The 13,732-nt window shown below is 42.2% G+C and carries 7 protein-coding genes and 1 tRNA gene; 3 read left to right on the top strand and 5 right to left on the bottom strand.

Annotation, left to right across the window (positions count from 1 at the left end; translation table 11 throughout):
- Window positions 1-258: 258 nt before the first annotated feature.
- Window positions 259-633 (top strand): hypothetical protein, encoded by a 375-nt coding sequence (locus MsAm2_RS01460; RefSeq protein WP_338098053.1) that lies wholly within the window; start codon window positions 259-261, stop codon window positions 631-633.
- 60 nt (window positions 634-693) lie between these two features.
- On the opposite strand, the gene MsAm2_RS01455 is transcribed toward MsAm2_RS01460, so the two are convergent.
- From MsAm2_RS01455 to MsAm2_RS01445, 3 genes are all read right to left on the bottom strand, one after another.
- Window positions 694-1,437: a glucose-6-phosphate isomerase family protein gene (locus MsAm2_RS01455; protein ID WP_338098052.1), complete on the bottom strand. Its 744-nt coding sequence runs from the start codon at window positions 1,435-1,437 to the stop codon at window positions 694-696.
- Window positions 1,438-1,616: 179 nt separating this feature from the next.
- Window positions 1,617-2,897 (bottom strand): histidinol dehydrogenase, encoded by a 1,281-nt coding sequence (gene hisD, locus MsAm2_RS01450; protein ID WP_338098051.1) that lies wholly within the window; start codon window positions 2,895-2,897, stop codon window positions 1,617-1,619.
- A gap of 545 nt (window positions 2,898-3,442) precedes the next feature.
- Complete coding sequence (locus tag MsAm2_RS01445) at window positions 3,443-6,394, bottom strand: STT3 domain-containing protein (RefSeq protein ID WP_338098050.1); 2,952 nt, start codon at window positions 6,392-6,394, stop codon at window positions 3,443-3,445.
- Window positions 6,395-6,731: 337 nt separating this feature from the next.
- On the opposite strand from MsAm2_RS01445, the gene MsAm2_RS01440 reads away from it, so the two are divergent.
- Complete coding sequence (locus tag MsAm2_RS01440) at window positions 6,732-8,228, top strand: flippase (protein ID WP_338098049.1); 1,497 nt, start codon at window positions 6,732-6,734, stop codon at window positions 8,226-8,228.
- A gap of 281 nt (window positions 8,229-8,509) precedes the next feature.
- Here MsAm2_RS01440 and gdhA read toward each other — a convergent pair whose 3' ends face one another.
- On the bottom strand, window positions 8,510-9,853 hold the full coding sequence (gene gdhA, locus MsAm2_RS01435) for an NADP-specific glutamate dehydrogenase (protein ID WP_338098048.1): 1,344 nt from the start codon (window positions 9,851-9,853) through the stop codon (window positions 8,510-8,512).
- A 470-nt stretch (window positions 9,854-10,323) separates the two neighbouring features.
- Here gdhA and MsAm2_RS01430 point away from each other — a divergent pair, with 470 nt between their 5' ends.
- On the top strand, window positions 10,324-13,326 hold the full coding sequence (locus tag MsAm2_RS01430; protein WP_338098047.1) for a SpaA isopeptide-forming pilin-related protein: 3,003 nt from the start codon (window positions 10,324-10,326) through the stop codon (window positions 13,324-13,326).
- Window positions 13,327-13,585: 259 nt separating this feature from the next.
- Here the strand turns inward: MsAm2_RS01430 and MsAm2_RS01425 are convergent.
- Window positions 13,586-13,670, bottom strand: a tRNA-Ser gene (locus MsAm2_RS01425).
- Window positions 13,671-13,732 lie beyond the last annotated feature (62 nt).

Raw genomic sequence — 13,732 nt, 5'->3', positions numbered from 1 at the left:
GATTGTGTTGGCAACAGTTGCTGCAAAATTGAAAAATTGCAAAATAGACAACAATGCAAGTGGCGGCAGATGCAGAAAAACCGGAAAACAAGAAAGCAACTGTATTTTTTAAAAAACAGATGCAGAAAAACAGGAAACAATAAACAGATGCGGCCGGCTAAAATATATAGAATATAGAGAGTATAATAGAAGAGAATATATACCGTGAATTGCAATTAAGAATAGTTCAAAAAAATTCCAAAAACGAAGGTGAAGAACATGGTTAACTTAAAAAGGTTTCATTCCGACGGTACCCGAAGGTATTACTTAACAGACGTCTGCATGGCTCTTTTTTGCGGAATTTCTGTCTTATTCGGTGCCGTATTCATGTTTGCCGCGGAAGTGAAACATTTCACACTCATTCATCCGGCGATGATTATCTCAGAATTTCGTTATCTGATTTCTGAGATTGGCTTTTTGACAAGATTTTTGATTCAAACCACAAGCCGGTTTCCACTTTTAAAAACGATTCTCACCGACTTTTATGTTCTCAGCTCCAACACCCTCCGGTTCGGATACCGGTCGATTCGCTATGGAAATATCTTTTTTAGAAAACACACAAAAAGCATCGGCGGGAAGGATTTCTTAAAATAAATCCGCTGAAAAAAATTAAAAAATGATTTTTTTAAAAAAATTATATTTTTAAAAAAGGATTCAAACGGCCGATTCATAAAAAGGCCGCCGAAAAGCATCCATGAATTTTTCCGGATGGCGGAGAAATTCCAATTTATCTAAATCACAGGCAAGCCCGTACATATCAACGCCGGAGAAAAGCTCAAATTCCGGATAACTTTTGGGCTTCTTGACCGCGATTTCCGGAAACTGCTCATAATTCTTGTTTTTGCAAAACCCGTCTTCCGTGAGATAATACAAAAGCCCGGCCTTTTCCCGAATCGGCTCGTATTCCGACTCAAACGCATCCGAGACCCAGTTTGCCATCGTCAGTTTTTCAAGAGACGTATTGACCGTCACATGCCCAAAGTCCGGCGGAATCAAAACCACATCGCCTTCCTTTGCCTCAATCACAATAAATTCCGACAAGTCCCGCTTTTGAAGCAAATACGTCGCCGTCCCGTGAATGACTTGATAAACTTCCGGATAGGACGGTGCGTCAGCGCACGACAAATGCGAAACAGGCGGATGATAGTGGCCGGCTGTTTTGATGTATTCCGGACCCAGCATTCCCGGCGGAATGACCGTAATATCATAACGCAAAACATGCGTTTTCATTTGCGTCAAATCCTTGCCGGACAAATGAACTTCGCGGTACATGTCATATAAAACCCGGTCCGGCTGACTTTTCAGCCAAATCTGGTCCATGAGAACATCAGACATGTCGTAAAGCCGCCGGGTCTTAAAAGCCGTACAAACTTTGCTGAAATCCATTTGTGAATTCATAAACATCACCGGTTTTAATTTATCTTTTAAAATATTGAAATTTATTTTATAATAATTGATAGAATATAATAAGGAAATGCTTTGTTTTATAGTTTACCTTTTTTAATCTTTAAGTTTACAAACTATCTCATCAATCATTTCATTAACCATTTCATCAATTCAAATATTAGTCAAAATAATTAATCAAATCTTTTCTTAATCGCTTCAGCGTGCTCAAAAAGACCTTCTTCTTCCGCAAGCGCAACCACGGTATCTTTGATATTGGAAAGCCCTTCCTTGCTGATTTTTTGAATCGTGATCAATTTCAAAAAATGCATGGTATTTAACCCAGAGTAGAGGCGAACATATCCGGAAGTCGGAAGCACGTGATTGGTTCCCGACGCGTAATCGCCAGCCGGCACAGGTGCGTAATTGCCGACAAAAACGGATCCGGCATTCTTGATTTTGGATAAAACTTTGTCTTCGGATTTGGGATCCACCATAATTTGAAGGTGTTCGGGTCCGAATTGATTGGAAAAATCAACGCAATCGTCTAAGTTTTCCACCGTAAGAATGGCGGAATGGAGAAGTGCCGCATCTATAATTTCCCGTCGCTTGGCCGCCTTTTTTTGAGAATCAAGTTCCAAAAGCACTTTTTTTGCAAACGCCTCCGATGGCGTCACCAAAACCGAAATGGAATTCGGATCGTGTTCCGCCTGGGCCAAAATATCTGCCGCCGTCATTTTCGGATCCGCGAAATCGTCTGCGATAATCAAAACCTCGCTTGGTCCCGCCGGAAAATCAATTTCCGCAAAATCCCGAACCTTCATTTTGGCAACCGTCACAAAAACATTCCCCGGGCCGACAATTTTGTCAACTTTTGGAATGCTCTGCGTCCCGTACGCCATGGCCGCAATTGCCTGTGCACCGCCGGTTTTAAAAACTTTGTCGACGCCGGCGATTTTGACAGCCGCAAGCGTCAGCGGATGAACAGTTCCATCCGCCCGGGCCGGCGTGCAGACAATGACCTCCGATACGCCCGCGACTTTTGCAGGAATTGCCGTCATCAAAACCGTAGACGGATAGCTGGCACGTCCCCCCGGAACATAGCAGCCGACCCGGGAAAGCGGAACCTGTTTTTGTCCGAGAAGAATTCCTTTCGTATTTTCAATCCAAATCTCTTTAGGGAGCTGTGCTTCATGAAATTTTCGAATATTGTCCGCCGCTTTTTGGAGGTGAGACAGCAAAACAGGAGACAAACTCGATATGGCGTCATCGATTTCCTTTTGCGTGACGAGAAGAGCGGAAAGATTCACCTTGTCGAATTGGGCCGCATATGCCAAAATGGCGGAGTCTCCGTTTTCCAAAACATTTTTCAAGATGGCGTCCACCGTCGGACCGACATCGGAAAGCTGGTTCCCCCGAGACATGAGTTTTTGAAGTTCCGATTTTGGAAAATCGGAAAGTTTTTGACAAATCATGAAGGCTAAAACTTCCTGAAATAAAATAAACTTTTTCATTTTAAGCAAAAGAAAAAGTATATCTCAAAGAAGAAAAACAAAAAAAATAAAAAAACAACAATCAATTATTATTTCAATTCACACAAACCCTCCCGAAAATTCGAGACGCGCTTCGCGTCTCGAATTTCTCGGATTGTTAATATGAATAGATCGATTGGTAGGAAGGACGGCAGCAATCTTAAAGCAGCAGGCAGTTGGCAGCAATACTAAAACAATGACAATCGCAGCAAATTAATAAAATTCAACCCGAAATATTATTTTCTACAAAAAATATCTCATCGATTTTATTTTTTGAAAAAACCGACCATTATTTTTGTTAAAATCTTAAAAAATATGTCGCCATAACGCGCGCATATGCCGCCGCGAACACAAAAAAGAAAAAATTATGAAAATGGAAATGAAAATTGAAAAATTGAAAGAAAATGGGAATGAAATGAAAAGTAGAAAAACGATTTTTTTCCATTTCATATTTTTTCATTTCATATTTTTCAATTTCAAAACGATTTTTAAGACACACTGACCGTCTGTCCGGTCAAAACTGCTTGCTCGGAGACCGCCACGGTCGATGTGACACCATCGTGCGACACGGTGTAAGATCCGGTTGGTTTGACCGCGAAATTTGTCTGGCCGGCAATCGGGCCGGTTGTCGAATACGGAACGGTGAAAACGTAGTGTCCGTTTGCGTCCACTGTCGTGGTTTGCGAATAAGTGAAGGTGCGTCCCTGGTTGGTTTGAATCGGAACCGAAATGGTTACCGTGGAATTCGGAGCCGCGTTTCCGGAAACAGTTGCGCCTTTCACGTATTCAAAAATCTTGACATAACCCGTATTTTGAACCGGAACATTTGCGCCATACAAGAAATTGTAAACGCTCTTGTAGAAAGATTCCTGATCCTGCGTCCGGGTAAATTCCGTTCCTGATTCGTAAATCATGCGGTATTGTTTCAAATGCTGAGCGTCAAACAAATGCAATTGAACAACGTGAGAGTTGAAATACCGGTCACTACCGATAATGGTTTGATTTCCAATTTCTGTCGGAATCGTCACCGTATATCCGGAAGTGTCCAGCGTCCAAGCTGTCATCGCATAGAATTTACTCATTCCGGAAGCCATTTCAATATCCGTCACGACGTAGCGGGCACCGGACATATTGTCGCGCGGATCAATCGCTTCCAAATACATGGTCGCGTCTGCTTCCGACTCCGCAACGAAGAACGGAGCCGCTCCCGGAATCATCGGATCGGACACATTACCGCGGCGGCCGCCAACACCAAACTGGAACGGGTTGGCATCAACCATACGCTTTCCGATCACTTCCAGCCAGTGACCGTAATCCCACCACGAAATTACGCCATAAGAACCCGCCGGATAATCAAACGGAACCGTACTGACTTGGTTTTCATAAAACTCAATTCCCGATCCAGAAACACGATCTTGCTTGCCGTCGCCATCCAAATCTTGGAACGGCTGCGTGTAGGTGCCGTACGGGTCAAGAGTCGGCGCCGGCGTGTTGCCACTCAGCCACAGACTTGCGTTAATCCAAGACATGTCGGGACCGCCGGTTCCGGCGGTGTATTGCACGGTCAAATAGGCGGTCGGCGCCAAAATAACCAGAGCGGCAAGAACCATGATCGCAATTGCGGTATACGGTTTGGATTCCGCTTTTTGTTTCGGTTTGGAGTATTGGCGTGCCGCTTCGGATTTGGCGGCTTGCTTAGCGGCTTTGGAATCCGGTTTAAAGGACTTGGACTCCTTTTCTTTGGTTTCCGCTTTTGACACAGGCTGCTCTTTGGAAGCGGTGCCGTTTATCTTGCCGAGGATTTCCTTTTTCCAAGACGTGACCGCCGCGTCGAATTTCAAAGAATGTGCCAGTTCCCACAAGAGGTAAACCGCTAAAATCGTAATCGGAACAATGAAATAGTAAGCAAACCGGTTCTGCTGAACCAAAGCCCACAAAATCACCATGGTCCAAACAACCAAGAAAACTTTTTCCATATTGTTGTCTTGCGTCGCTTTGTAGGCCAAAATCGGAAGAGCGATGATCCAAATGTAGCCGAAAACCGAGAATCCGGTAAAGAGTTCAACGAAATCCTGTCCCGTAATCATCATCAGAATCGTAAAAATGACCGTCCAACCCACCAGGAAATAAATCCGGTTTTTGTCTTTTTGAAAAACGGAAGTTCCCAAAAACGGAAGCCCAATTAAGAAAATCGCGATCATGGCCGTAAAGATGATCGGCGGAATTGTATTTCCAAAGTAAGGAGAAGCTTCCCCAATTGTCAATGCGCCGCCAGTTCTTGTAAAGAAGCCAACAACCCCAAACACAGCGTTTCTGACAGAATCGGAAATCAAACTGCCAATGCCGGCCGCAACAATGCCGATGCCGGCCAAAACTGCCGGATAATAAATTCTTTTAACGTTTTTCTTTTCCAAAACATAAGACAAAACCGCCATCACTAAAATGGCCAACATGCCGGCGCCGAGCGCCAACATGTGAAGGGATTTGTATTCTCCGATTTGCGGGGTGACAATCACCATTAAAAAGTCAATGGCAAAGATGATCAGACCCGTAAGAGCAATAAAAACGGTACTCTCGCCCTTCATGTGGTTGGTAATCATTTGAACGGTGATGAAAATACCGATGATAAACGCAAACAAAAGAGCGCCTTCCCAAACAAGGGAATAAAGACCCAATGTAATTCCGGTTAAAACTGCATACGGAAGAATTGTTTTTATTGAAGAGATTTTTTTGTTTTTCAAATCGTCATACGTGATAATTTTATCTTTTGCTTTTAAAAGCGTGACCACAAGGAAGAAAACCGCCAAAGTGCTGAAAAGAACTTCCGCCACGTGGTGGTCGCTAAATCCGATAATGCTGCGGGACAAGAATTGTCCGGGCGCAATCGCCACGAAGAAAGCAGAGAAGAGCCCAACGGATCGGCTGTCAAATATTTTTTTTGCGACAAAGTAGATCACAATCACACAAAGCGCCGCCAAGAGACAGGGCCAGTAAGCAAAAATCGTCATGGCATACTCGGTGGATGTGTTTCCGGTCAGAGCCTGCAAAATTTTAATGAAGGTCCCCGCCATCATGTCAAAAAGCGGTGCGAACGCCTGGTTGGTTCCGTACGGATAGGTGGTCGCCGGGTCAAACCAAGACAAGTGCGGATAGTTGTGGAGGAGATAGTCTACGTTTCTCCAGTGGTACCAAGGATCGTTTTCGCCCAACCGGATGAATCCGTTGCTTAAAAAAACACCGTCTTTTGGCTGAATGCGGATGAAAAATGCCAAAATCGCGGAAATCAAAACCAAAATTCCGTAAAAAACACTTGTCAAAACGGAATTTTTATCGCCGAAATACTTGGAAACTTTCGAGCCGGAGGAATCCGAGGATTGCGCGCCGGCCGAATGATTCTTTTCATCGGACTTTTGCGGGGAAGAATCTGTATTGCTGACCAATTTTTAACCTCATGTGAGAGTGATTAAAAATAAATAAAATAAAAAATACGATCATGACGACAATTTTTTGAAAATGATTACATCAGACTGCATCGATTGAAAAACAATGAATTGCTCCTCAGGAAATAAATAAATTCTATGCAACGATTAATAAATTCTATGCAACGATTAATTAATTCTATGCAACTATTTATACAAGTTATTTAATTTTATCCATTTTTATCTGTTTTTATTTGCCTTGTACCACCCGAAAAAACAGATTCGCGTTTGTAATTTAAATTTTTTGAAATGTTAAAAATCCCAACCGTTAAATACATTCACGGACGTTTGAAAAGAGATGGCAAAGACGGCAGATATTTTTTCAAATTTCAGAAAAACCGGCAAACAGCCGGATGTTTTGCGAACCCAAACGCTGGTTTCGCTTATTTCCCAATTCGGTCTGACTGCCATCGGATTTTTAAGTACGATTTATTTTACGCGAACCGTTGACCCGGCGATTGTCGGCGTTTATTTTTTGTTTTTTTCCTACAACGCCCTTTTTTACCTGTTCTCCGAAAGCGGAATTGGAGAAGCAAGTGTTAAAATCATCAGCGAAGGGAAGAGTCAGGATCAATACTATTCCGCATCCATGGTATTGCGCCTGATTTATTTTATTTTATCGGTCAGCATGCTGCTTTTTTCATCTCTTTTGTTTCCAGAATCCATCATTATGAAAACAGGAATTTTGTGGTGGATTGTTGCCGCGCTTCTCATCGATTATTTTTACAACAGCCGGATCTACGCCGCTTATGCTGAAGGAAAAGTCAATGTGTTTCAAGTGTCCCTTCTTCTTAACACGGCCATTCGCTCTTTTTTTCAAATCCTGTTTGTGTGGGCGGGCTATCATACATTTGGGTTGATGGGCGGATTTTTGGCCGGAATGATTGCAGCCGCCATTTTTTCCCAAGTTTACGTGTCGTTTAAATTAACCAAATTTTCAAAAGATAATTTGACACGTCTTTTGACGTATGCCGTTTTGATATTTTTAGTGATGAGCTGCTACTTGGTTTATCAAAATATGGACGTGGTCTTCATTGGAAAATACATGGGAGAGACAAACGCCGGAATTTACCGGATCGTGTATCAGTTTTCCATGCTGGCCGGACTGGCCGCTATTTCCATGAAAGCGGTTTTGTACCCGAAATTCAGCGCTTGGAATGAAGCCGGAAAAACAAAAGAGATTGTTGCCGGCTTGCTCGGCGGGACAAATATTTCGCTCATGTTGGCCATCCCGATTTTTTTCAGTTTTCTGATATTGGGGCAGGATTTTATCGGTTTGTTTTACGGGGACGCGTATTTGCCGGGTGTGGTTTCGCTCTACTTGCTGTCATTTATTCAAATCATGACGGTTTTTATGTATTTGCAAGGCATTTGTCTCAACGCGATCAGCCATCCGAAATTTGCGTTTATGTCGATTGCGGTTGGAATTCTATCAAATGCCGTTTTTAATATTGTTCTCATTCCAATCTATGGAATGGAAGGTGCCGCCATTGCGACGATTATCGCCATGACCATCAATACCGTTCTGTCCTATGTTTTGCTTAAAAAAGTGATTCCGGTCTCTTACGATTGGAAATCCGCCGGAAAAATGGTTGCCGCATCGCTCGTTATGTGTGCGTTTTTGCTGGGGGTAAAACATTTTATTCCGATTTCAAATATCTTGTGGCTGCTGGTTGTGTTCACGGCCGGCGGTCTTTTGTACGGACTGATTCTTCTCAAAACAGACCGGCCGATTCATGATGAAGTCGCCGGCATGGCAAAATTGTTTGGCATCCCATGGCCGAAATGGTTGTAAAGATTGGATTTTTTAAAAACCCGACACCCGTAAATTTTTTTGATTTTGAAAAGGATGGTTCCCAAACAAAAAATGAAAAAGAAAACAAAAAAACAACCCCGGTTTTTTACAATTTTTTAAAAAACCGGCTGCCATAACGTGCGCATGTGCCTCCGCTTCAAAAAATGAAAAAAACGGATGAAAAGCCAAGAGTAACCAACCAAAAAAATAAAAAAAGAAAGGGAAAAAACGAAAAAAAAGAAATCCTTAAAAAACTTCTTTTTTCCGCTTTTACACGTGTTTTAAATTAATCCTTGTCCCATCATGGCGGTGGCGACTTTCATAAAACCGGCGATGTTGGCGCCGACTACGAGATTGTCTTTGTAACCGTATTCTTCCGCTGCTTTTTTGGAGTTTTTGAAGATGTTTTTCATGATGTTTTGAAGCTTTTCATCGACTTCTTCAAAGGACCAACTCAATCGAAGCGCGTTTTGCGTCATTTCAAGTCCGGAACAGGCAACTCCGCCGGCATTGGCGGCTTTGGCAGGTCCGAAGTAAACGCCGGCTTCCTGGAAAGCTTTCATGGCATCGAGGGAGCAAGGCATGTTGGCGCCTTCCACCACGAATTTGACGCCGTTTTGAATCAATTTTTTTGCGGCCGCGAGATCTAATTCATTTTGGGTGGCACAGGGAAGAGCCACATCGCATGGGACATCCCAAATGTTGGCGCAGCCTTCGAAATATTCGCCGCCGTAATGCTTAACATATTCTTTAATGCGGAGGCGTTCGACTTCTTTGATTTGTTTGACGCCTTCTAAATCCACGCCGTCTTTGCAATAAATATATCCGGCGGAATCACTGCACGTGATGACCGTTGCCCCCATTTGTTGCGCTTTTTCAACGGCGTACGTGGCCACATTTCCGGAACCGGAAATCGTGACCTTCTTTCCTTTGAAGGATTCGCCTTTGTCCGCCAACATTTCATTGGCAAAATAGAGAAGACCATAGCCGGTTGCAGGAGTACGCCCGAGACTGCCGCCAAACGTCAAACCTTTTCCGGTCAAAACGCCTTGACTGCTCGAATTGGATAATTTGCGGTACATGCCGTACATGAAACCGATTTCACGCCCGCCGACTCCGATGTCGCCGGCCGGAACATCCACATCGGGCCCGATGTGTTTGTAGAGTTCGGACATAAAGCTTTGACAAAAGCGCATGACTTCGGCATCCGACTTTCCTTTCGGGTCAAAATCCGAGCCGCCTTTTCCGCCGCCCATGGGAAGGCCGGTTAAGGAATTCTTAAAGGTTTGTTCAAAGCCGAGGAATTTGATGATGCTTTGATTGACGGAGGGGTGGAATCGAATTCCGCCTTTGTAGGGTCCGATTGCCCCGTTAAATTGGACGCGAAAACCGCGGTTGACATGGATTTTTCCGGCGTCATCCATCCAAGGAACACGGAAAGAGATGGCCCGCTCAGGCTCCGTAATTCTTTCCAGAATTGCGGCATCCATCAAATCTTTTCTTTTTTCAAACACCGGCGTTAACGAGTGAAGCACTTCGGCAACAGCGTTGTGAAATTCAACTTCCCCCGGGTTTCGGCGTTTGACATCTTCCAAAACTGTTTCGACGTAATTTTTGGCGTCCATTTTTATAACCTCAAATTATACTGATTTTTTTATTGTTAATAAATGTAATCATTGAATTTCAAATATTAAAAAATATCAGGAAATATATTGTTAACCGGCAAAAATACTGTTATTTAATTTTAAAGAAGCTTTAGTTTACATTAATTTTAATCTAAGAAAACACCCAATTGTTCGTGGATTCAAAATCTATTATTTATTTGGGTACGGTTTATGGGCAAACAGGTATGTTTTTCATACCGATTATTTCTGTAATTGTTGTTAATTTTTTGGCATTATTTATATTATTCGTTTTATATTTTACAAGTGTAAAATTATATGGATGATCTACCAATATATTTTGAATAATTTTATATACTACTAATGTTTAACGTTGTCAGAATATTTGTTTTCAATACGAATCATTTTAAAATTAAATTTGTTTATTATAAATTTCCTTTATCACCTATTAAAAAACAATATTGGTTGAATCTATGAAAAATGTACTCAAATTAACAGCTTTATTCTTTGTTTTATTGTTCTTGGCTGCGCCGCTTGCATCTGCTGGAGGTTCGCTCAAAGTTGACGGACATGACACCGTTGTTGTGGCCTATGGTCCGTGCTCGGATGGTTCATCCGCATATGATTTGAATGGACCGGTCACATCCGGTGTAATTACCGTCAATGACTATGGAAATATTACTAATAACCAAAAAACACAACTTGAAGATTTGGTGACCATCAATAAAGAAGTCGTGGAAAGCACGGCAAACGACGGCAAATACAATGTTACATTAACCGTTGACGTTCTTCCGGCTGAATTGACTTACAATCCGCCGCCAAGATTGGATGTAATTATTGTTTTAGATGTAACAAGCAGTATGTTGGATGATATTGATGATAACGGCACGCCGAGTGACCAGACAGATGATACGCCCATCCGATTAAGAAACGCTCAACAAGCCATTATAAAATCGGCAGAGGCCATTTGGGCTGAAAACCCAGAGTCTTCGATTACAATTGTTCCTTTCGCACGTGATGTTTTTAAACCATTGCCGACGGGTGGTTTTGAATTTAACGACACAAAAATGTATACTTCCGGGAGTTACAATCCTGACACAAGTTACAATACGGCTTGGAATCAGGAACCTAAATCTTATATGATTGGTTCAACATCTAATCAAACATATTTAGGATTGATAGCGGCTAGATCAAGCTTGAATGCTGGCAAAGGCACAATTTTTGGTAATGACAACAACCATCTGTATTACCGTGTGACTAAAGCTGATGTTGACAACATGATCAGCGGCATGGATACTTTTAATCAATCTATTCTTGATATTCCGATGGGAAAGGACACAAATACGGAAGGAGGATTGACAACAGCTTATAATTTCTTAAAAACAGACGCCAATTTTACAACAAACACCGAACAAAAAAATCGTGTTGTTATCCTTGTGACGGATGGTAACGCCGGCAGATATTATAATTCGGACGAAACGATCCCAACAAGTGGATATAACAGGTATGAAGTTTTAACAGCTCATCAAGCAGCAGAAAACATGGCTGGTAAAATAAAAGATTCCACGGATGGAAATGCTATAATTTATGCACTCGGAATCGGTGTCTCTTACACACGTTTTAATAACTATAATGCCGGATGGTTAGCTTACGGATCCGCCTCCGGGAATGAAATTCTTCCGGAAAATATGGGAACATATATTGGACCCGGGAAGAACAGAAATACACAAGATAATCCTGAATCTAGTTGTATGGATGTTGCAAAATATCTCAGCCGATTGCCGACAAGCCCGGATCATTATTTCAATGCGGATGCAGCGCGTTTGAATATGATTGATTACATGATGGCTCAAACTGTCCAATCTTCCACTCACTTCTATGCCCCGGTCAATGATTTGACAATCAAAGACCAAATTAATACAAATAAATTCACATACAACACCGCTATTCCGGCAAACATTAGTATAAATGGAGCTCCGGAAGTCGTTTTGACAACTATTGCAGGAACAGACGTCGATTATGCAGATGGTAAAATAAATATAAATTTCGGAGAACAGCCGGCTGGGACACACTTAACAGCTGCATCAAAAACAAAATATGTCATAAAATATCAAATTAATCCGATTTCCGGTTTAGAGGGCGGTCACCTTCACGTCGGTGTTGATAACAAAAGTTATGTCAGTTTCATTGTGCCGGACCATGGAACACAAGCCAGCGACAGTTCAAAGTCAATTTATTCCCACCCCGCTGCTAAAAATACATATTATGTTCCTTTCAATACACCGACTGTTTCAATTAATTCGATTTCAATCATAAAAGAAGTCTGTAAAATTAACGACCTTGGTATTCAACAAGGTAATTGGATCAAAAGCGTTGATTTTGATAAAAACGGAGGAAGTGTTAGATACCGAATTACGATTGAAAACAACAGGCCATCGACAATAGAGTTGGACCGTGTTGTTGATATTATGGGTGGAACAAGCGCTTCGGCGGTCTATTTGAATAAGTCCAACAACAATTTACTTGAAGATTCCAATGTGGCAAAGTCAGGTACATTCAATTACGCCAGTGGTGTTTTGAGGATTGATCAGGGAGATTTCATTGAGTTGACTTATGACTCGGACTTTAATAATCCGGGAACTTACATAAATATGGTTTCCATCCTGGACTTGACAAATTATCCGTCACAACCTGGGGATTATGATAATCCATCTAAAGGAATTCTTAAAACCTCCTATGCGATGGTCACGGTCGATTCTCCGGGCGGAAATGGCAGCGGCGGTGGCGGCGATGATCCCAAAATTATTCCAAAAAACAACACCACGCCGGAAGTGAAAGGTTTTGAAAGCGATGGCGCCCAATTGATTCTTGAAAAAGTGGATGGAACCGATGCGTCCAAAAAATTGACAGCAACGTTTGAAATCCGTGACGGAAACGGCAATTCTTTCAGCCCGAAAATGATTTACACAACCAACGCCGCGGGGCACACCGAAAAAATCTATTTGACCCACGGCGTCACTTACAAAATCTACGAAACACGGGCACCGGCCGGATATCAAATGTTAAACGAGCCGGTTACGGTTACTGTCGGCGATGATTCGACCGTCCGGACCGCACAAGAGTTTGAGCTGACACAGACCGAAGATTCTTACACTTTAACAATTCCAAACACACCGGATGACAGTTGTCCGGCATTCCGTTGGACGTGGGCATATCTTTTGCTTGGAGTTTTGGTGATTGTCCAAAGCGGACTATTGTATAAGAAATACAAAACCAATTTGGCAAACAAATGGTGGCTCCTTTTGGCCGGACTTGTCTTGGCGGGCGTCGTTTCCGGCATTTGGTTCTATACAAGCTATTGTCAATTGTCGGATCCGTGGATCATTCTACCCACCCTCATCACATTGTCCATGATTCCGGCAGTCTACTTGTACAACCGGTACGTTAAAGTGAAAGACTTAGAAGAATTGAACTAAAAAAACAAAAACAAAACCATTTGGCCGGCATCCTTTTTGGTGCCGGCTTTTTTTATTGATTTTTGCATGATTTTATAAATTTGCGAACAATTCCGGAAAAAATAAAAAACCCATCCGCCGTTTTTGTTGAATAAAATTAAAATGTATCGCCATAACGCGCGCGGCGGCAGCATAGGATAAAACAAAACAAATACAAAAAGCAAATACAAAAAGCAAAAAACTAGATAATTACAAAAAAAAGGAATTAAAACAAGAAAAACGACGAGAGGGGGATTTGAACCCCCGAGTTGCAGTGCAACATAGGATTAGCAATCCTACGCCCTACCGAGCTAGGCTATCTCGTCAATTAAAAATCGCCGGCTTAAAAACAACTGATGCCGTCAATAAAAGGAATTAAATAATGAAA

It is taken from the genome of Methanolapillus ohkumae (assembly GCF_032594355.1).
In the GTDB taxonomy this organism is placed as follows: Archaea; Halobacteriota; Methanosarcinia; order Methanosarcinales; family Methanosarcinaceae; genus Methanolapillus; species Methanolapillus ohkumae.
Note: the sequence above shows the minus strand (reverse complement) of the source record. Positions and strands in the feature narration are given on the sequence as shown.